This is a genomic window from Massilia sp. AB1 (genome assembly GCF_018119385.1).
GTDB lineage: Bacteria > Pseudomonadota > Gammaproteobacteria > Burkholderiales > Burkholderiaceae_D > Telluria.
This window is the reverse complement of sequence record NZ_JAGKSG010000012.1, coordinates 18,736-37,901: the sequence shown is the minus strand read 5'-3', so window position 1 is coordinate 37,901 and position 19,166 is coordinate 18,736. Positions and strand designations below refer to the sequence as shown.

The following is a 19,166-nucleotide window of genomic DNA, read 5'->3' as shown; positions in this document are numbered from 1 at the left end:
GGATGCGTAGGATGACTATAGCTGCGTGGACGATGAGAGAATAGACTGGCCGGTGTAGAATCAGCGTCCATATTTGTGGACGATGAGCATGCTGAACCTGAACGATGTTTCCTTCTTCGTGCAGGTCGTCGACCGCGGCGGGTTCTCGCCGGCGGCGCGCGCGACCGGCACGCCCAAGTCGACCCTGGCCAAGCGCGTCGCCGCGCTGGAAGCGCACCTGGGCGTGCGCCTGATCCAGCGCTCCTCGCGCCGCTTCTCGGTGACCGACCTGGGCCAGGAGTTCTACCGCCACGCCGTGGCCATGCTGATCGAGGCAGAGACCGCGGAGAATCTCGTCAGGGGACGCCTGGCCGAGCCGAGCGGCACGGTGCGGATCACGGCCTCGCTGCCGACAGTGCAGCTGGCCTTGGCCAAGCCGCTGGTGGAACTGGCGCAGAAGTATCCGCGCTTGCACGTAGCGGTGCAGGCGGCCGACCGCTTCGTCGACATCGTGCAGGAAGGATTCGATATCGCCGTGCGCGACCACTTCGCGCCGCTTCCCGATTCAGGGCTGATCCAGCGCACCGTGTGCAGCGATCCGGTCTACCTGGTCGCCTCGCCGGACTACCTGGCGGCGCATGGCGAACCGGCGCAGCCGGAGGAACTCCCTGCCCACCAAGGCTTGCTGACCAACCCCCAAGCGGGCGGCTGGCAGTTGCAGGACGAGGCGGGGAAGACGGCGGAGGGGCGGCCGCAAGCGAAGTTCTCGGCCAACGAGTCCAGTGTGTTGCTCGCGGCGGCCGCGGCAAGCCTGGGCATCACCTGCCTGCCGCGCAAGCTGTGCAACGCCGCCCTGCAGGCCGGGACTCTGGTCCGGGTGCTGCCGCAATGGACCGCCGGAAGCGTCACGACGACGCTCCTGATGCCGCACCGGCGCGGGCAGCTTCCTTCGGTACGGGCGGTGGCGGAGCTGCTGGCGCAGCGGATTCCGGAAGCCGGCTGACGCGTCAGCGCAGCAGCTTGAGGCCTGGCGGCAGGGCCTCGCCCAGCATGCGCGACTCGGTGGCCTGGTCCAGCTCCACCACCTCGCGCACCATGGTCGACCAGGACGCGGGCGCGCCGCTGGACGCCAGGCGGCGCAGCACTTCTTCGCGCACCGGCTCGCCGATGTCGCGCGAGCGGTCGCCCGTCATGCGCGCGATGTGGGCCGCCGCGAAGCCGGCCGGCTCCACCTTGCGCCAGTCGAGCTGCATCAGCCTGCCCAGCCATTGCTCGGCCACCTCCAGCGGCGCCACCTCATGGGCGCTGGACTGGAAGGACTGGCGCGCGCCCACGCGGCCCAGCGCCCACAGGTAGCGGGCGTAGCGCGCGGTGGTCTTGGCGTCCAGCTTGGCGGCCGTGGGAATCGCCATGATCTGCTCCAGCAGCCATTCGCCGATCTCGGCCTTGTAGCTGGACGGGATGCGCTCCAGCGAGGCGCCCACGCGCAGCATGTCGTCCTCGCTGCCGTCCACCAATGTAACCGGGCGGCGTCCGCGTTCGGATTCGTCGGCTTGCAGGTTGAAGGCGAAATCGTCGAGCAGGCGCAGCTGGGCTTGGGTAGCCAGGCCGCCTGCCACGCGGCGCCACAGGGTCCACCATTCGGCGCGCACCTGGCTGTCCTTGTGGTACTGGACCCCGTTCTCGAACATGGACCACAGCTGTTCCATGCGCCACTCGTCGAGCGCATGGCCGAAGCCGGGACGCAGGCAATAGCCGGCCAGGTTCAGCCAGGCGCGTTCGTGCTCGGCCGAGCGGCGCCGGCCCTTGGCGCGCGCCATCAGGGCGTCGAACAGGCGGCGCAGCAGCGGCGTGTCCCAGCGTTCGCGCGCGCCCAGCAGGTATTCGAGGCTGGCGCGCAGCTGGCGCACTTCCTTTACGTCCACCTGCCTGGAACGGGCGCCGAATACGCGCTCGATCCGGTCGATGGCGGCGTCGAGCTGCGGGGGCAGGGTTTCCGCTTCGGGCGTGGCGCCTTCCTCGTCGCCGCTGTCGCGCAGCTGGAAGGCGAGCTGCCAGCGCTGGCCGCTGCCATCCTCGGCGACGCAGTGCACGTCGAGCGAGCCGACTTCGCTCAGCGCGGTCACCAGCTGCACGGGAATCTCGGCGCGCGCTGCCGCTCCGGGCGCGGCGCGCAGCACGGTGGAGATGGCGGGCAGGCGGACCACGTCCGAGGGATCGAGATCGACCAGGTCGCCGGCCTGCGGCGGAGCGGCGTCGGCCACCGTGGAGACGAGGTGGAAGCGCACCGGGCGACCGACGCGCAGGCCGAAGCTGCGGCCCGCCAGCGGCACTTCCTGCGCGGCTTGTGTCCCGCGCGGCAGCAGGCAGACGGCGCGCAGGCTGTCGCCTTTCGCTTCTCCGTCGAGCAGCAGGTAGTAGCTGCGCGCCGCGCCGCTTTCGATGGACGGCGCCAGGCCCTGGCGCGCCAGCGAGTAGGCGACGCCGCCGCGCGCCACGGCCACGTCCGGGTTCTCGTTGTGCAGCACGCGCAGGGGCGCGCCGCGCCAGCCGGCCAGCGCGCCGGCCAGCCTTTGCGCGAGCGCCGCGCCGCGGAATACGCCGCCGTTGAGGAGCAGGGTGTCCGGCACCGGCAAGCCGCCGTCGTCGGGCAGGCCGAGCGCTTCGCGCGCGGCGCGCGCGTGCTGGCGCAGGAAGCCGGCCAGGTGGCGCGTGATGGCGGGATCGCTCGCATAGGGCAGGCCGAATTCGACGATGCCCGCGCGTGCGCGCTTCGCGTCTTCCTGGGCTTCGTTCAGCGGGAGGAAGCCGTCGAGCACGATGCGCTCGATGTCGTCGCGGCGCAGGTCGGCCTTGCGGCTGCCGCCGATCAGGCGCGATCCGGCGCCCAGCAAGGTCACCGTGACCGAGTCGGGAGCATCGGGCGCCAGCAGCTGCTCCTTGGCTGCGCGGCAGCGTTCGGTGAGCTGGGCCAGGCGCGCGGCGGACAGGCGCGTGCGCGCTTCTCCGCTTTGCTCCGCCATGCGGCTTTCGATGAGATGGGCCAGCGCCAGGTCCATGTTGTCGCCGCCCAGTATCAGGTGGTTGCCCACACCGATGCGCGTCAAGGTGGGGCTGGGCTCGCCATCCTGCAGCTCCACCTTGACCAGGCTGAAGTCGGTAGTGCCGCCGCCGACGTCGGCCACCAGCACCAGGCGCGCGCCGCCCAGGTCTTGCGCCAGCGTCGTACGGTGGCGGTACAGCCAGTCGTAGAGCGCGGCCTGCGGTTCCTCCAGCAGGCGCACCGTGGGCAAGCCAGCCAGCCTGGCCGCCTCCAGCGTGAGCGCGCGTGCGCCTTCGTCGAAGGATGCGGGGACAGTCAGGACAATTTGCTGCCGTTCGAGCGGCTGCTTGGGGAAGCGCGTGTTCCAGGCGGCGCGCAGGTGCGCCAGGTAGCTGGCGCTGGCCGCCACCGGCGAGACCTTGGCGACATCGCTTTCCGCGCCCCAGGGCAGGATGGGCGCCATGCGGTCCACGCCCGGATGCGAGAGCCAGCTCTTGGCGCTGGCCACCAGGCGTCCCGGCGTGGCGGCGCCGAGCACGCGCGCCAGCCTTCCCAGCGCCACCTGGGCAACGCCGGCCGGGTCGTCCTGCGCCCAGGGCAGCTGCAGCTCGCCGGGCGCGAGCTCGCCATCCGCAGGGTGATAGCGCATCGAGGGCAGCAGCGGCGCCCCAGCGACTTCGCCGGGCGCGACCAGCTGGGCTATGGAGAACAGCTCGATGTTCCCGGCCTTGCCGCCGCTGTTGGAAAACGCCAGCACCGTGTTGGTGGTGCCGAGGTCGATGCCGACGAGGTAGGTCACGTTCCTTCAGGACCGGTGCGGACGTCGAACTCCACCTTCCAGCGCTGGCCGTCGCGCGAGACAGCGGCCAGTTCCAGGGTGCCGGTGTCCGTGGCCAGCGCGTGCAGCTTGACCTGCACCACGTCGCCCGGCACGCGGCCCTCGGCCGGCAGGGTGGCCTGGATCTCGTTCAGCTCCTGCAGCTCGTCCGGGCCCCAGAATTCCAGCACTTCGCCGATGCGGTCCTGGCGGCGCGTGGTCGAGCCGAAGAAGCGGAAGTGCACCGGCTCGCCGACCACCAGGCCGAATTCCTGGCCCGGCAGTTCGAGTTCGCTGCCTTCTTCCATGCCGAAGGGCGCCACGCACAGCGCCTCGATCGGCGGCTCCATGCCGGGGATGGCCGGCATCGAGGATTCCACGCCGACGTAGTAGGAACGCGCCGTGCCGCCGCGAATGCGCACGCCGCCGCCGCGCCGCGCGTAGCTGTAATAGGCCGCGCCGCGCGCGACCGCCAGGTCCAGGTCGGCGCCTTCCAGCATGCGCGCCGGCTGCGCGCCTTCCATGTACAGCCAGTCGTTGATGGTGTCCATCACGCGCTGGGCCAGGATGTTCGACTTGAACACGCCGCCGTTGAACAGCACCGCGCTCGGGTGGAGGAAGCTGTGCTCGGCATTCACGCGGCCGCTGAAGCCTTCCAGTTCGGCGGTGGCGCCGGCCTGGCGCGCCAGGAAGGCTGCCAGGTGGCGGGTGACCGCCGCATCCTGCGCATAGGGCAGGCCGATTTGCGTGAGGCCCGCACGTGCGCGCGTCGCCGGGCGTGCGGAGGCTTCCACGCGCGGGAAGAAGCCGTCGGTGATGAAGGTGGTGACTTCCTCGCGCGTGAGTTCGGTGCGGATCGAGCCGCCGATCAGTTTCGAGCCGCGGCTCGGCACGACGATCGGCCAGGTGGTGGCGTTGGCGTCGGCCAGCAGGGCTTCCTTGGCGCTGCGGCAGCCGTAGGTGAGGGCGCGCATCTGCCATGCGTCGAGCTGGGTGCCGTTGGCCGAGAGTTTGCGTGCCACCAGGTGGGCCAGGGCCAGGTCCATGTTGTCGCCGCCCAGCAGGATATGGTCGCCCACGGCCACGCGATGCGGTTCCAGCTTGCCGTCGCGCTCGAGGATCGCGATCAGGGAGAAGTCGCTGGTGCCGCCGCCGACGTCGACCACCAGGATGATGTCGCCCGGCTGTACCTGCTTGCGCCAGCGGCCGCCGCTGCCCTGGATCCAGCTGTACAGGGCCGCCTGCGGCTCTTCCAGCAGGGTGGGCGCGAAGCCGGCCTGGCGGGCCGCCTCGGCGGTCAGCTCGCGCGCGGCCGGATCGAAGGAGGCCGGGATGGTGACGGTGACCGATTGCTGCTCGAAAGGCGCTTCCGGATGCGCCGCGTTCCAGGCCTGGCGCAGGTGCTGCAGGTAGCGGGTGGAGGCCGCCAAGGGAGAGACGCGCTCGACTTCTTCCGGCGCGTCGTGCGGCAGGATGGCGGCGCGGCGGTCCACGCCGGGATGGCACAGCCAGCTCTTGGCCGAGGACACCAGGCGGATCGGCGTGGTGGCGCCGCGGCTGCGCGCAAATTCACCTGCAATCGCACCGGAAGCCTCGCCGCCCGTGCTCCAGGGCAGGGCCAGCTCGCCCGCCGCCAGTTCGTCCGGGTGCGGCAGGTAGAGGAAGGAGGGCAGCAGCGGCAGCGCTTCGACCGTGCCGGGCGCGGTCAGCTGCGGGACGGGCAGGACGCCGTCCGCGGTCTTCTCGCCGTCGCTGGCCTGCAGGTCGACATAGGACAGGGCGCTGTGGGTGGTGCCCAGGTCGATGCCGATGGCATAGCGCGCATCTTCGTTCGATTGGGTCACAGTTCCACCTCCGCCGGGGCCAGCACGCGCGCATCGTGCTTCTCGGCCAGTTGCGGCAGGGTGACCTTGGACGCGCGCCAGCCGCGGTGGCTCAAGGTGCCCTTGAACGGGGCCTGGCCGACCACGTTGCCGGTCAGGCGCACGCTGGCGGCGTCGAAGCCTTCTTCCAGGGTGATGCGGGCGCCTTCGTTCTCGTTGCGTACCGGTTCGATGGTGAAGTGCTCGCGCAGCACGCGCGCGCAGCCTTCGTGCACGACGCGGGCGGCGGCGCCGATGTCGGCGTCGGAATAGGCGCTCAGGTTTTCCTGGGTGAAGTCGATCAGGCGGGCTTCGCGCTGGAACAGACTCAACAGTTGCAGGGCGGAATCCGGCGTCGGAGCGCGCAGAGGGGCAGGCGCTGGAGCGGGAGCCGGGGCTGGCGCCACAGGAGCCGGTGCGGCCACCGGGCCGACGCTGTCATCGCGCACGCGCGCGGCGAACTCGGCATCGCCGAGCGACTTGAAGAAGGCGCCGAAGGCGATCGAGATCCTGCTCCAGAAGGAGGGCAAATTGGTCGGTGTGGTCATTTCTTGCTTTTGGTAAGTAGGTGTTGCACCGCTAGAGCGTGTCAGGCGGCGTCGGGATCGAAGTCCGGAAACGCGCCATGATACCAGTTAGCGCGTGTCCGACGCGCCACCCCTTCACTCCGTGGGAGTGCGGGCCCCGCTGAGCAAGGCGGCGGCATAAACGCCGAAATCGTCCAGTCCGCGCTTGATAATGGTCACTAGCGCTGGCAGGGGCGCTTGCTGGTAATCCCATTCGGCGCGGCAGAATTCGCCGGTGCGCTTGAGGTCTTCGGCCAGGGTGGCCTCGATCCAGCCGTGTTCGGCCAGCAGGGTGATGACTTCGCGCTCGTCCTGCGGCAGGCCGAGGCGGGCATTGCCGATCACGTAGTCGCCCATCTCGATCGCCGCTTCCCAGGCGCGGATCACGTTGAGCGTGGCCGCATCCTGGCGCGTGATGTCTTCGGTAAAGGTAGCCGGTTCCTTCGCGTACTCTTCGCGGGCGCGGCGGCAGCAGCGTTCGATGGTGCCGGCCTTGCTGACCAGAATGTCGTCGTCCATTACCGCCTCCGTTCTCGATGTCAGATCAGGAAGAACAGCGCCGCCACGCAGGTGGGCAGCAGCGCGCCCAGGAACAGGCCCACGGCCCCGATCGATTCGTCGGCAAAGCCCTTTCGCAGCAGGGCCGCGCCGGCCGGGTTGGGCGCATTGGCGATGACGGTCAGGCCGCCGCCGCACACGGCGCCCGCCACCAGCATGTATTTGGCATGGTCGCTCAGGCCGGTGATCAGGGACCCCAGGTAGGTCAAGGCTGCATTGTCCGTGATTGCGGTCAGGCCGAGCGCACCGAAGAACAGCGCGGTCGGTCCCAGGCTCGACACCAGGGGTTGCAGCCACCATTGCTGCATGCCGCCCAGCACCACCAGGCCGGCCAGGAAAAAACCCACCAGCAGGCCTTCCTTCAGGATCAGCGGATCCTGGTGGCGCTGGTAAGCCGTGGTGAAGCCGAGGAAGAGCAGGAACAGGCCGATGAACAGCACCGGATGGTGGGCCAGCAGCACCACCAGCGCCAGGAAGGCGATGTGGATCATCGATACCGCCAGCGGCGCGGCTTCGGTGCTGGCGGCTTCCTGTGGGGCCAGGTGGCGGCGCAGCAGCAGGGTGGCCACGGTGGCGTTGATGGCCACCGCCAGCGCGGTGCGCCAGCCGAAGTGGGTGAGCATGAAGACGCTGTCCCAGCCCCAGGTGCCGGCCACCATCAGCACCGGCGGCGCGGCGTAGGAGGTGAGGGTGCCGCCGATGGACACGTTCACGAACAGCACGCCGAGGGCGGCGTACTTGCCCCATTCCGGCATGCCGGGACGGAACACGATGGGGGCCAGGGTGAGGGCGGCCAGGGTCATCGCGGCCGGCTCGGTGATCAGGGAACCGGCCAGCGGCACCAGCGCCAGGCCCAGCCAGCACAGCGCCACCTCGGTGCGCACCGGGGCCAGGCGCGCCAGCAGGCCGAGCAGGGCGCGCACGGCGTCCAGCACCGGGCGCGAGGCCGCGATCACCATGACCACGAACACGAACAGCGGCTCGGTGTACTGGCGCGACTCCACATAGCCGATGGCCGCGGCGCCTCCGCCCATCAGGGCCATCACGGCGATCAGGACGAAGGCCCAGAAGCCGAACACCACCTCGACCTCGCCCAGCAGGTGGAACAGGCCGGCATGGCGCGGATAGCGGTGGGCCAGGGCGTGGAAGGCCTTGGTGGAGAAGGTGTGGACCAGGGCAAGGGCGAACAGGACGGCGCCGACGAGATCGACAGGATTCATGGGCGGCCTCCCGGCAGACGGAGCAGTGAAGTCATTGCTGAAGCGGAAATAGATGAGCCCGCATTATTTCATCTTTTGCCTTGATGCTGGGCTGGCGCGAGTTTAAGTTTTATCAATACCAAATACCCAACTGGTATGTTCAAAATGAATATACCTTGCCAAACTCCGGCTCAGATAGTACTGTATATTTATACAGTATTTCTACCGGCACAACTATGCTAACAACCAACACCAATGTTGCGCCGGAGGCTTTGCACCCTTCGCTGTGGCTGGCGTCGCAGCTGGCGCATGCCGGCACCCGCTGCGTCGACACCGGCCACGCGGCCCTGTCGTCCCAGCTGCCCGGCGGAGGCTGGCCCACCGGCACCCTGACCGACCTGATGCTGCAGCAGCCCGGCATCGGCGAAATGCGCCTGCTGCAGCCCGCGCTGGCGCAGTGCGCCGCACGCCGCATCGTGCTGCTGCAGCCGCCCCATCCGCCCCAGGCGCTGGCGCTGGCCGCGCTCGGCCTGGACCCAGCACACCTGCTGTGGCTGCGCAGCAGCCGCACGGCGGATGCGCTGTGGGCGGCGGAACAGGTGCTGCGCAGCGGCAGTTGCGGGGCGCTGCTGTTCTGGACCAATCACGTGCGCAGCGACAGCCTGCGCCGCCTGCATCTGGCGGCGCAGGCCGGCGAGACCCTGTTTTTCATGCTCCGTCCGCTGGCCGCGGCGCAGGACGCATCGCCCGCGCCACTGCGTCTTGCCCTGCGGCCGGCGGCGGGCGGCATGCACATCGACTTTCTCAAACGCCGGGGACCGCAGCGCGACGCGCCGCTGTTCCTTCCCTTGACTCCTTCTCTTCTCCAACGCCATGCGTCTGTGGATCGGCCTGTATTTGCCCCAGCTACCGCTCGAGGTCTTCAGCCCGAACTGGTCCAGTGACCCGGGCAGCGTGGTGCTGGAGCAGGAGCGCGTGCTGGCGATGTCGCCCGCCGCGCGCGCAGCCGGGGTCCGGCCCGGCATGCGCCGCGGCGGCGTGCTGATGCTGATGCCCGAGGCGCGCCTGCACGAGCGCCATCCCGCGCGCGAGGCCGAGGCCTTGCAGGCGGTGGCGATGAGCATGCTGCAGTACACGCCGCAGGTGGCGCAGGCCGAGGAAGCCACCTTGCTGCTGGACATAGGCGCCAGCCTGCGCCTGTTCGGCGGCATCCGCCGGCTGTGCGCGCGGGTGCGCGAGAACCTGCGCGCGCTCGGTTTTACGGCCTGCATCAGCTGCGCGCCCACCGCGCGCGGGGCCTGGCTGCTGGCGCGCCGCAATGCGGGACGGGCCGTGCGCATGGATTCGCTCACGCGCCGCCTCGACCGGCTGCCGGTGGTGCTGCTGCCGCCCGCACGCACCTATGCGTCCTGGTTCGAGGGCATCGGCTGCGAGCGCCTGGAAGAATTGCGGCGCCTGCCGCGGCCCGGCCTGCAGCGCCGCTGCGGACGCGCGCTGCTCGACCTGGTCGATGCGGCCTATGGCCTGAGTCCCGAGCTGTTCGAGTGGATCGCGCCGCCCGAGCATTTCCAGGCGCGGCTGGAGCTGTTCGACCGCATCGACCAGGCCGACCTGCTGCTGGCCGGCGCCCATCACCTGGTGCTGCAGCTCACCGGCTGGCTGTGCGCGCGCCAGCTGGCGGTGGAGCGCATCCGCCTGCTGCTGGAGCACGAGCGCGGCCGGGTGGCGCGTCCGCCGACGGCGCTGGAGATCGCCCTGGCCGAACCGACCTGGCGCGACGAGCACCTGGTGCGCCTGCTCAAGGAACGCCTGGGCAAACTGGAACTGGAAGCGCCGGTGATCGGCCTGGCGCTGGAAGCGCAGCAGATGCGGGCCATGGCGCCGCCGAGCGAGTCGCTGTTCCCCGAGCCGGGCGGCACCGAGGAAGACCGGCTGCGCATGATCGAGCTGCTGGTGGCGCGCCTGGGCGCGGACAATGTGCTGCAGGCGGTGCCGCTGGCCGACTACCGCCCCGAGGTCGCCAATGTCTGGATTCCGGTGGAAGAGCGCGTGAGCCGGGCGGCGCGCGAGGCCGGCAGGCCGCCCGACGTGCAAAGCCTGCCGCGTCCGACCTGGCTGCTGGCCAAGCCGATCGCGCTATTGATCCGCAACCACCGGCCCTTCTACGGCTCGCCGCTGAAGGTGGCCTCGACCCCGGAGCGCATCGAGGCGGGGTGGTGGAGCGAGACCCAGACGCGCGACTACTTCATCGCGGAAGGGGAGGACCACACGCTGTACTGGATCTACCGCGAGCGCATCGTCGGCTCGGGCGAGGATGCCGCGCCGCGCTGGTACTTGCATGGTTTGTTTGGATGAATCGCCGGCGTCATCGTAGCGTGGGGGGGGTTCCCGCCCCCGCGGCGATAGTTATCGGTTCCAGTGCTGCGCCTGGTGATCTGCCGATTACCGGTTGTTAAGGGGCTCCGATTTCATGCCGCATTATTTCGCCGTCAACTATCACCGCGTGGAGTGAAATGCCCCAGTGGGGCATTTCACGAGCCGTCCACACCCTACGGGTATTGCGGCAAAAGGACAGGTCACCTGTTCGCTGATGACCGACCTCATTCCGGCGCCGTCACCCTGGTCAGCTGCAAGGTCCTGCGCGCCACATAGCCCAGCGACTCATACAGCGCGATCGCACTTGCATTGTCCGGGTACACGTGCAGGAAGGGCAGGTCGCCGCGGTCCACGATGCGGCGCATTTTCTCGACCATCAGGATGCGCGCATACGCCTTGCCGCGGTGTTCGGGATGCACGCACACCGCGCTCACCTCGACCATCCCGCTGGGACGCATGCGCTCGCCCGTCATCGCCGCCAGCGTGCCGCCATCGCGGATGCCGAGGAACTCGCCCAGCTCGTGGGTGCGCACGCCGAAGGGCCCCGGATTGGTCAGTCCCGTCAGGCTGCGCATCTCGGCCGCATCGTCCTCGCCCAGCAGCAAGGTCGCCGCAGCGGCGCTGCCGGCGTCGCGCGTCGCCACCATCTGCAGCACCGGTCCGAGCCGGGTGGCCTCCAGCCCATCCGCACCCACGACCGGATCGGGCGTCACCAGCATGACCGATTCGCCAGGCGCGAGCAGGCTGGCCAGCGCGGTCCAGGCCGCCGGGCTGTCGCCGAGCAAGGCCGCGAAGGGCCCGACCTCGCGCGGATAGCGCAGGGCAAGCGGGCCGCCCTGGGCGAAATGGCGGTGCCCGCCCGCCAGGCTGGACCAGACGGGGTGATCGAGCGCCGCGTGCCGCTCTGGAGAAAGCGCAAATATGTGCATGCCGTAATGTAGAGGAACGTTCGCCGCAGCGCAGGCGCGCCGCAGCAGACAAGGCGAGACCCAATGCAATTATCATACAGTGGCGCCAGCCCGTCTGCATCTCTCTGCATCGCCCGCCGCATGTGCTATCGTTGCGCCCAAAAAGCGCACTGCGACTGCCTTGTGCAACCCATGAAGGAGATGTTTGATGGCTGGCGGAACCGTTCACTTCCCCGGCGCGGACGGCCAGCTATTGGCCGCCCGTCTCGATGTACCGGACGGCCCCGTGCGGGCCTACGCCTTGTTCGCCCATTGCTTCAGCTGCAGCAAGGACGTGCTCGCGGCCAGCCGCACGGCGCACGGCCTGGCGCGCCACGGCATCGCCGTGCTGCGCTTCGACTTCACCGGCCTCGGCGCCAGCGAAGGCGAATTTGCGAACACCAATTTTTCCTCGAATATTGCTGACCTGATCGCGGCCGTCGATTTCCTGCGCGCCGAGTATGCCGCGCCGCAATTGCTGGTCGGCCACAGCCTGGGCGGCGCAGCGGTGCTGGCCGCCGCCGCCACCGTGCCGGAAGCGCGCGCCGTGGCCACCATCGCGGCGCCCAGCGATCCGCATCACGTTACCGGCCTGTTCGGCGAGCACCTGGACACCATTGCTGAGCACGGTGAGGCGCGCGTGCGCCTGGCGGGTCGCGAATTCACGATCCGCCGCCAGTTCCTCGAGGATATTGCCGAGCACAGCCTGGCGGAGAGGATCCATGCCCTGAAGCTCCCGCTGCTGGTGCTGCATTCGCCGCTCGACCGGACCGTGCCGCTGTCGGACGCCATGCAGATCTTCGAGGCCGCCCGCCATCCGAAGAGCTTCGTGTCGCTCGACAGCGCCGACCACCTGTTGACGCGCCGCGAAGATGCGCAGTACGTGGCCGGCGTCATCGCCGCGTGGAGCGCGCGCTACCTTGATTCACCACACGACGCCTTATGAAAACAACGATGAAAACGAACCTGAACTACCGCCAGGCGGAATTGAAAGATATCCCCGAGTTGTCGGTGCTGCGCCTGTCCGTGCGCGAGAACCAGCTGTCCTCGCCGGACAAGGTCACCCTGGCCATGTACCACGATTACCTGACCACGCTGGGGCAGGGATGGCTGTGCGAGGAGGACGGGCAAATCCTCGGCTTTTCCGTGGCCGACGTGCGCGATGGTTCGATCTGGGCGCTGTTCGTGCGCCCGGACAGCGAAGGCCGCGGCATCGGCCGCACCTTGCTCGAGATGGCCTGCGACTGGCTGTTTGCCCAGGGGCACCCGAAGGTCTCGCTGAGCACCGGCATCGGCACGCGCGCGGACCGCTTCTACGAAGCCCATGGCTGGCAGCGCGAGCTGCGGCCGGGCGACCGGGAAGTCAGCTACACCTTGCCGGCCCGCCAGCACCACAGGATCTGATTCCCGGGCCGCGAGCCAGCCTTCGGCCTCGCGCCATCACTTCCCGGCCCGCCGCCAGTGCCGGTCTATCGTTCCCGACGCCGCCGACGCCAGCAGCTTGCGGAAGGTCGGGCACTCCATGTGGCTGGGAGCCGGGCAGGCGGCCGCATGCCGCAAGCCCTTGCTCATCGCCTTCAGGCGCCGCACCAGCGCATCGATCTCGTCCGCCCTGGCCGCCAGCACCTGGCGGTCGATCCGCGGCCCGTTGGGCGTGAACATTCCGCGGATATCGTCCAGCGACAGCCCGGCCGCCTGGCCCAGTGAAATCAGGGCCAGCTGGTCCAGCACATCCTTGCCGAAGGTGCGGCGCAGTCCTTGGCGTCCTGTCGAGGCGATCAAACCCTTCTTCTCGTAATAGCGCAGCGTCGACGCCGCCATGCCGCTGCGTTTCGCGACTTCCGCAATGTCCATGCCAAATCCCTTGACTTGAAGTTGACTTCAACTTCTATAGTGGACCACATACGCAGTCCGGTCAATCGAAAGGAATACCATGGAAGCGCTCGCAGTCATCCTCCACATCGTCCTCATCGGCGCTGGCGCCACCGTCGTGATGGACGCCTGGCTCATCGTGCTGAAACGCATGGGCGTCAAGACCCTCGACTTCGCCCTGGTCGGCCGCTGGGTCGGCCACCTGGCGCGCGGCCGGGTCGCGCACGCCGCCATCGCCAAGGCGTCCCCGGTAGCCGGCGAACGCCTGCTGGGCTGGGCCACCCACTACGCCGTCGGCGTCGGCTTCGCCGCGCTGCTGGTCGGCTTGAACGGCCTGCGCTGGCTGGACAGCCCGACGCTCTTGCCGGCGCTGGCGGTCGGCGTCGCCACCGTGGCCGCGCCGCTGTTCGTCATGCAGCCCGCCATGGGTGCGGGCTTCGCCGCCTCGAAGACCCCGACACCCGTCAGGAACTGCCTGCGCAGCCTGGCCAACCACGCCGTGTTCGGCCTCGGCCTTTATCTTGCCGCCCGCCTGCTGGCGTTCTGAGGACATCCACTCATCACATCGGAGGAAGCATGAAACGACTCGCAGTCATCTACCACAGCGGCCATGGCCACACCGCCCACATCGCCGGCCACGTGGCCGAAGGCGCCGGCAGCCGGGAAGGCATCGGCGTCGACCTGCTGCTGGCGCAGGACCTGGCGCAGGAGACCCATCGGCTGTGCGATTACGACGGCATCATCCTCGGCTCGCCCACCTACCTGGGCGGCGTGTCGGGACCGTTCAAGGGCTTCATGGACGCCACCGGTCCGCTGTGGCGCACCCAGAAGCTCAAGGGCAAGCTGGCGGCCGGATTCACCGTGTCCTCGCTGCCGGCGGGCGACAAGCAATCGACCCTCCTGTCGATGTTCACCTTCTGCATGCAGCACGGGATGCTCTGGCTCGGCAACCAGATCCTGCCCGAGCAGCACGCCGGCGTGCCCTACGACGAAGCGGCCAACCGGCTCGGCTCGTGGTCGGGACTGATGGTCCAGGCCGGACACGCATCCCCGCCCGACGCCTTCCCGCCGGGCGACATCAAGACCGCGCGCCTGTTCGGCCGCCAGTTCGCGGCTACCCTGCAGCGCCTGGCGGGCGAGCGGCCATGATTCCGAAAAAATATGCGCCCCAGCTGTTCGCCTTCATCCTGTCGGGGCAGATGTCGCTGGTGATCTCGGGTGTGTCGACCTGGCGCGCCATTGGCTGGGTGGGGGACTTCCTCAGCCAATGGCTGGGCGCGTGGCTGATGGCCTGGGTCATCGCTTTTCCTGCCGTGCTGCTGCTGTCCGCGCCGGCCCGCATCGCGGTGCGCATCCTCACCAGCGAACGCCAGGCGAGTTGAAGACGTGCCGGGTTGCGCGAAACGCTTCCTACCGCCGGCTGGTGCGGTAGGTGTAATAGCTGACGGTGGCGATCGCGATGAAATTCATGAGGGGATGTACTGGGTGGCGCGGGTAGTGGTCAAGCTGCCGTGGTGCGCGACGAACTTGGGTCCCCGCGTAGGCGGGGACCCAAGTTTGCTTACGCACCACGAGCTAAACCATCACTTCATCGGCTTGAACAGTTCTTCCAGCCTGTCCTTCGTCCCCGCAATCCGCTCCAGGCGCGGATAACGCAGCCCCTCGCGGTAATCGAGCGAGATGGTGCGCAGGTTGTTCCCCTTCTTCACCAGCAGTTCGATCGGCGCCTTGCCGTCCCTGGCCGCCTTGATTGCCGCCTTCAGCACCTCGCCTTTGTAGGCCTTGTTGTTGACCGCGATGATGGTGGTGTTGGCCGCCAGCCCCGCGCGGAAGCCCACGCCGTCCCAGATCACGCCGGTCACGCTGCCGTCCTGGCGCACCGAGAAGCCCAGCGAGTAGCTCAGGTCAGTCAGCTTGTTGCGCTCGTCCGCGGCCTTGACCGCATCGGTCGGGGTGTCGGTGTACACCAGCTTCCAGCCGGCGCGCGCCAGGCCGTCGAGCGGGGCGCCCGGGCCGTGGCCTTCCAGGCGGGTGCGCAGGAAGGGCGCCCAGTCGAATTTCTGCACCTTGTTCAGCGCCACCACCACGTCCTCGAACGTGTAGTGCAGCGCGTCCACGCGGCCGTCCTCGACGCCGAAGAAAGCGCGTGCGAAGTCGTTCAGCGAGCGCTTGTCGCCGGACAGCTCGCGGATCCTGGTGTCCACATCCAGCCAGATCAGCATGCCCTCGACGTAGTAGTCCTCGCTGCGCTGCCAGTTGCCCCAGCCGATCGGGCGGCGGCCGTTGATGATCGGGTCGTTGACGGTGTCCTGCACCGCGCGCCAGGCGCGGCCCTGCGTGTTGTCGTAGCGGGCGGCGCTGGCCGCCAGCGATTCGCGTGCGTGCGCCATCGAGATCAGGCCCGAGCGCGCCGCCAGCACATTGCCCCAGAACTGGGTCTGGCCCTCGTACACCCACAGCAGGCTGTTTTGCAGCGGCGTGTTGAAGTTGGGGACGTCCTGGCCCGCGGGACGGCGGAACTTGCCGTTCCACGAGTGCACGAATTCGTGCGGCAGCAGTTCGCGTCCGCCTTCGTTCTTGCTCCACTCGGTGAAGTAGCCCAGCTTGACGCCGTTCTCGCTCGACTGGTGGTGCTCGCGGCCGATGCCGCCGAATTCGTCCGAGATCGCGAACAGGAAGTCGTAGTGCTTGTAGTGGTGCGAGCCGAACAGCTTGAGGGCCTGCTCCACCATCGCGCGGTGCAGGGCGATCTGTTCCGGCTTGGCTTCCAGGCTTTCCGGATTATCCGCGACCACGTTCAGCATTACGGGCGCCTTGGCGCCCGGCGCCAGGTCGATGCGCTTGAAGTAGCGGCCGGCGAAGATCGGCGAGTCGACCAGGGTGTCGAGGTCGTGCGGCTTGAAGCGCACTTCGTCGCCGCGCTTTTCCTGGACCTCGAGCGCGCTGGCGAACTGCCAGCCGGCCGGGAACACGACGCTCGGCTGCACCGTGATGCGGCGCGCGTGGTAGCCCGCCGGGTAGAGCAGCACCGATTGCCACTGCACGCCGAGGATGTCGTCGGTCATGGTGATGCGGCCCTGGCCGCCGTCCAGCGGCGACAGGAACTGGTACTCGGCGTCCAGGGTCGTGGCGCCTTCCGGCACCGTGACGTGGAAGGCGTAGACGTTGACCGGGTCGCGCGTCCATTCGACCGGCTTGCCGCCCGCGCTGAACTTCAGGCCAGCGAGCTGGGTCAGCGGAATGTTCGGGCCGTGGTTGCCCGGCGCCCACTGCGGATAGAGCAGGGTCAGCGGACCCGGTTGCACGGGAATCGCCATCTGCATGCGGAAGATCTGCTGCGACAAATTGGTCGCGTCGACCTTGACGGCGATGGTGCCCGGATAGGGCTGGTTGCCGACGGCCGGGACGGCGGCCTGGGCCGGCAGGGTCAAGGCAAGGGCGAAGGCCAGGGCACTGGCCGGACGCGCGGCGCGCGCGAGCAGATTGCGGGTCGAAGTCATGGATGGCAAGGGGATGATGGAAGCAAACGGACGAGTGTAGCACCGCTCTGCAGGCCTAGATTCCATGGAAACATACTGCAAACAAAATTTGCTAAACATGCTTAAAAACCATATTTCGCATACCTTGAAAAGTCAAAGACCTGGCATTAGATTGGCTTCAACGGATGCTCAATGAGGTCCGTCAACTTATCGCTTAACTTGAAAAAGGATATGTAATCATGCGTACTTTTGATCTGACTCCGCTGTACCGTTCCGCCATTGGTTTCGATCGCCTGGCCAACCTGCTCGAGCAGCGTGGCGAGCCGAGCTACCCGCCGTACAACATCGAACTGGTGAGCGAGGACGAGTACCGCATCGTGATGGCACTCGCCGGCTTCAGCCGCGACGAGATCGAGATCGTGACCGAGCGTGACAGCCTGCATGTCACCGGCCGCAAGCAGAAGGACGAGACCCAGCGTACCTACCTGCACCGCGGCATCGCGGCACGCGATTTCGAACAGCGTTTCCAGCTGGCCAACCACGTGAAGGTCACCACTGCGTCGTTCGACAACGGCATGCTCACCATCGAACTGGTGCGCGAAGTGCCTGAAGCCCTGAAGCCGCGCAAGATCGCCATTGCGGATGCGCTGGGCAACACGGGTAATGTCCAGGCACTGGAGCAACGCGACGCCGCCTAAGCAGGCAGTGGTAACAGCAGTAGTGAATTAAAAGGAGGGCGCTCGCGGTACGGGGCGCCCTTTTTGTTTTTGGAACCGATGAGTTAACCCGTCCTTAAGCCTGCCCTAAGGCGGACTCTTGCCAACTTAAGCATGGTCTAAGGCTCATGCGGGAAACTACCTCCATCGATCATCCACACCATCGACAATTTTCATCAGGAGCTCATACATGTCTAACGAACCTGCCATCACCGCCAAACGCCTGACCCTGGCCCTGTGTGCCGCGGGCGTCATTGGCGGAGCGGTTGGTGCCATTGCGGTCAACCACAACAACGTTGCAGCCGAGACTGCGCCTGCCGCAGCCGCCCCCGCGCCGGCCGCCGCGCCCGCGCCTGCCGCTGCAGTGGCCGCCCCTGCGGCGACGGTGACGCTTCCTGATTTCACGCGCATCGCTGCGCAAAACGGCAAGGCCGTGGTCAACATCCGTGTCAGCGGCACCAGCCGCGCCGCCAACCGCGGCGCCATGCCGCGCATGGACCCGAGCCATCCGTTCTACGAGTTTTTCCGGCAGTTCCAGGACCCGCGCTACGGTGGTGGCGGCGGTCGTGAAGCGCCGGTCGTTTTCGGCGCCGGATCGGGCTTCATTGTCAGCCCGGACGGCGTCATCCTGACCAACGCCCACGTCGTGCAAGGCGCCGACGAAGTCACCGTCAAGCTGCAGGACCGCCGCGAATTCCGCGCCAAGGTCCTGGGCTCGGACCCGAAGACCGACGTGGCCGTGCTGAAGATCGACGCCAAGAACCTGCCGGTGGTGCCGGTCGGCAGATCGCGTTCGCTGCTGGTGGGCGAGTGGGTGCTGGCCATCGGTTCGCCGTATGGCCTGGAAAGCACCGTCACCGCCGGCGTGGTGAGCGCCACCGGCCGCTCGCTGCCGGACGGCGCCGTGCCCTTCATCCAGACCGACGTCGCCGTCAACCCCGGCAACTCGGGCGGCCCGCTGTTCAACACCCGCGGCGAAGTGGTCGGCATCAACTCGCAGATCTACAGCCAGACCGGCGGCTACCAGGGCCTGTCGTTCTCGATCCCGATCGACGTCGCGGTGCGCATCAAGGACCAGATCGTCGCCACCGGCAAGGTGCAGCACGCCAAGCTGGGCGTGAGCGTGCAGGAAGTCGGCCAGGGCTTCGCCGATTCCTTCCGCCTCGAATCGCCGGAAGGCGCCCTGGTCTCGAGCGTCGAGCGCGGCGGCCCGGCCGAGCGCGCCGGCCTGAAGTCGGGCGACGTGATCCGCCGCGTGAACGGCCAGTCCATCGTGTCCTCGGGCGACCTGCCGGGCATCATCGCCCTGGCCAAGCCGGGCGAACGCGTGAGCCTCGACGTCTGGCGCGACGGCAAGCTGGTGCGCGTCGATGCGACGCTCGGCGACGCCAGCGAGAAGGGCAAGCGCCCGCAGGAAGAGCTGGCCGCGGATGTGCAGGACAACAGCGCCAAGCTGGGCCTGGCCCTGCGTCCGCTCGAACCGATCGAGCGCCGCCAGAGCGGCATCGCCTCCGGCCTCGTGATCGAGGACGCCTCGGGCGCCGCCGCCGTGGCGGGCATCGAGCCGGGCGACGTACTCATTTCAGTCAACGGTCGCGCGGTGAACTCCGTCGACCAGGTCCGCGACGTGGTGGCGAAAGCCAGCAAGTCTGTGGCCTTGCTGATCCAGCGCGGGAGTGACAGAATCTTCATTCCGGTGCGGATCGGTTAAGGAAGCGTAGCGTCCTCGACCTGCTGGTTTCAAGAACGGGG

At 68.2% G+C, this 19,166-nt stretch carries 18 protein-coding genes; 10 read left to right on the top strand and 8 right to left on the bottom strand.

Translation table 11 applies throughout. The features are described from left to right. The first annotated feature begins 88 nt into the window (after nucleotides 1-88). The gene (locus J8847_RS09385) at nucleotides 89-982 is read left to right on the top strand and encodes a LysR substrate-binding domain-containing protein (protein ID WP_211524436.1); all 894 of its coding nucleotides are present in this window, start codon (nucleotides 89-91) and stop codon (nucleotides 980-982) included. Between the two features lie 4 nt (nucleotides 983-986). On the opposite strand, the gene J8847_RS09380 is transcribed toward J8847_RS09385, so the two are convergent. The 5 genes from J8847_RS09380 to J8847_RS09360 all read right to left on the bottom strand — a co-directional run bounded on the left by J8847_RS09380 (nucleotide 987) and on the right by J8847_RS09360 (nucleotide 8,045). Beyond that, nucleotides 987-3,821 (bottom strand): Hsp70 family protein, encoded by a 2,835-nt coding sequence (locus J8847_RS09380; RefSeq protein WP_211524435.1) that lies wholly within the window; start codon nucleotides 3,819-3,821, stop codon nucleotides 987-989. After that, the gene (locus J8847_RS09375) at nucleotides 3,818-5,683 is read right to left on the bottom strand and encodes an Hsp70 family protein (RefSeq protein WP_211524434.1); all 1,866 of its coding nucleotides are present in this window, start codon (nucleotides 5,681-5,683) and stop codon (nucleotides 3,818-3,820) included. The genes J8847_RS09380 and J8847_RS09375 overlap by 4 nt, the downstream gene beginning before the upstream one ends. Then, complete coding sequence (locus tag J8847_RS09370) at nucleotides 5,680-6,249, bottom strand: DUF2760 domain-containing protein (protein ID WP_211524433.1); 570 nt, start codon at nucleotides 6,247-6,249, stop codon at nucleotides 5,680-5,682. The genes J8847_RS09375 and J8847_RS09370 overlap by 4 nt, the downstream gene beginning before the upstream one ends. 114 nt (nucleotides 6,250-6,363) lie before the next feature. Then, the gene (locus J8847_RS09365; RefSeq protein WP_211524432.1) at nucleotides 6,364-6,786 is read right to left on the bottom strand and encodes a DUF86 domain-containing protein; all 423 of its coding nucleotides are present in this window, start codon (nucleotides 6,784-6,786) and stop codon (nucleotides 6,364-6,366) included. A 20-nt stretch (nucleotides 6,787-6,806) separates the two neighbouring features. Further along, nucleotides 6,807-8,045 carry a putative Na+/H+ antiporter gene (locus J8847_RS09360; protein ID WP_211524431.1) on the bottom strand — a complete coding sequence of 413 codons (1,239 nt, stop codon included), beginning with the start codon at nucleotides 8,043-8,045 and terminating at the stop codon, nucleotides 6,807-6,809. A 215-nt stretch (nucleotides 8,046-8,260) separates the two neighbouring features. Here J8847_RS09360 and imuA point away from each other — a divergent pair, with 215 nt between their 5' ends. Both imuA and J8847_RS09350 read left to right on the top strand, forming a co-directional pair. Next, nucleotides 8,261-8,968, top strand: a complete 708-nt coding sequence (gene imuA, locus J8847_RS09355; protein WP_211524430.1) for a translesion DNA synthesis-associated protein ImuA — start codon at nucleotides 8,261-8,263, stop codon at nucleotides 8,966-8,968. After that, a complete protein-coding gene (locus J8847_RS09350) occupies nucleotides 8,898-10,379 on the top strand; it encodes a DNA polymerase Y family protein (RefSeq protein WP_211524429.1) in 1,482 nt (493 codons plus the stop codon). The genes imuA and J8847_RS09350 overlap by 71 nt, the downstream gene beginning before the upstream one ends. A 245-nt stretch (nucleotides 10,380-10,624) precedes the next feature. Here J8847_RS09350 and J8847_RS09345 read toward each other — a convergent pair whose 3' ends face one another. Further along, the gene (locus J8847_RS09345; protein WP_211524428.1) at nucleotides 10,625-11,329 is read right to left on the bottom strand and encodes a GNAT family N-acetyltransferase; all 705 of its coding nucleotides are present in this window, start codon (nucleotides 11,327-11,329) and stop codon (nucleotides 10,625-10,627) included. Between the two features lie 187 nt (nucleotides 11,330-11,516). Here J8847_RS09345 and J8847_RS09340 point away from each other — a divergent pair, with 187 nt between their 5' ends. Both J8847_RS09340 and J8847_RS09335 read left to right on the top strand, forming a co-directional pair. Next, nucleotides 11,517-12,293: a S9 family peptidase gene (locus J8847_RS09340; RefSeq protein WP_211524427.1), complete on the top strand. Its 777-nt coding sequence runs from the start codon at nucleotides 11,517-11,519 to the stop codon at nucleotides 12,291-12,293. An 8-nt stretch (nucleotides 12,294-12,301) separates the two neighbouring features. Beyond that, nucleotides 12,302-12,751, top strand: coding sequence for a GNAT family N-acetyltransferase (locus J8847_RS09335; protein ID WP_229512655.1), 450 nt, complete (start codon nucleotides 12,302-12,304; stop codon nucleotides 12,749-12,751). 36 nt (nucleotides 12,752-12,787) lie between these two features. On the opposite strand, the gene J8847_RS09330 is transcribed toward J8847_RS09335, so the two are convergent. Further along, nucleotides 12,788-13,201, bottom strand: coding sequence for a helix-turn-helix domain-containing protein (locus J8847_RS09330; RefSeq protein WP_211524425.1), 414 nt, complete (start codon nucleotides 13,199-13,201; stop codon nucleotides 12,788-12,790). Nucleotides 13,202-13,280: 79 nt separating this feature from the next. On the opposite strand from J8847_RS09330, the gene J8847_RS09325 reads away from it, so the two are divergent. The 3 genes from J8847_RS09325 to J8847_RS09315 are packed head-to-tail and all read left to right on the top strand — an operon-like array spanning nucleotide 13,281 to nucleotide 14,601. Then, the gene (locus J8847_RS09325; protein WP_211524424.1) at nucleotides 13,281-13,766 is read left to right on the top strand and encodes a DUF2938 domain-containing protein; all 486 of its coding nucleotides are present in this window, start codon (nucleotides 13,281-13,283) and stop codon (nucleotides 13,764-13,766) included. 29 nt (nucleotides 13,767-13,795) lie between these two features. Further along, a complete protein-coding gene (locus J8847_RS09320; protein WP_211524423.1) occupies nucleotides 13,796-14,368 on the top strand; it encodes a flavodoxin family protein in 573 nt (190 codons plus the stop codon). Then, a complete protein-coding gene (locus J8847_RS09315) occupies nucleotides 14,365-14,601 on the top strand; it encodes a DUF2798 domain-containing protein (RefSeq protein ID WP_211524422.1) in 237 nt (78 codons plus the stop codon). Before J8847_RS09320 ends, J8847_RS09315 begins: the two co-directional genes overlap by 4 nt. Before the next feature lie 201 nt (nucleotides 14,602-14,802). Here J8847_RS09315 and J8847_RS09310 read toward each other — a convergent pair whose 3' ends face one another. Next, nucleotides 14,803-16,719 carry a M61 family metallopeptidase gene (locus J8847_RS09310; protein ID WP_211524421.1) on the bottom strand — a complete coding sequence of 639 codons (1,917 nt, stop codon included), beginning with the start codon at nucleotides 16,717-16,719 and terminating at the stop codon, nucleotides 14,803-14,805. A 218-nt stretch (nucleotides 16,720-16,937) separates the two neighbouring features. On the opposite strand from J8847_RS09310, the gene J8847_RS09305 reads away from it, so the two are divergent. Both J8847_RS09305 and J8847_RS09300 read left to right on the top strand, forming a co-directional pair. Next, nucleotides 16,938-17,396, top strand: coding sequence for an Hsp20 family protein (locus J8847_RS09305; RefSeq protein ID WP_211524420.1), 459 nt, complete (start codon nucleotides 16,938-16,940; stop codon nucleotides 17,394-17,396). A 208-nt stretch (nucleotides 17,397-17,604) separates the two neighbouring features. Next, entirely contained in the window at nucleotides 17,605-19,125 is a 1,521-nt protein-coding gene (locus tag J8847_RS09300) for a Do family serine endopeptidase (RefSeq protein WP_211524419.1), read from the top strand. Nucleotides 19,126-19,166: the final 41 nt, after the last annotated feature.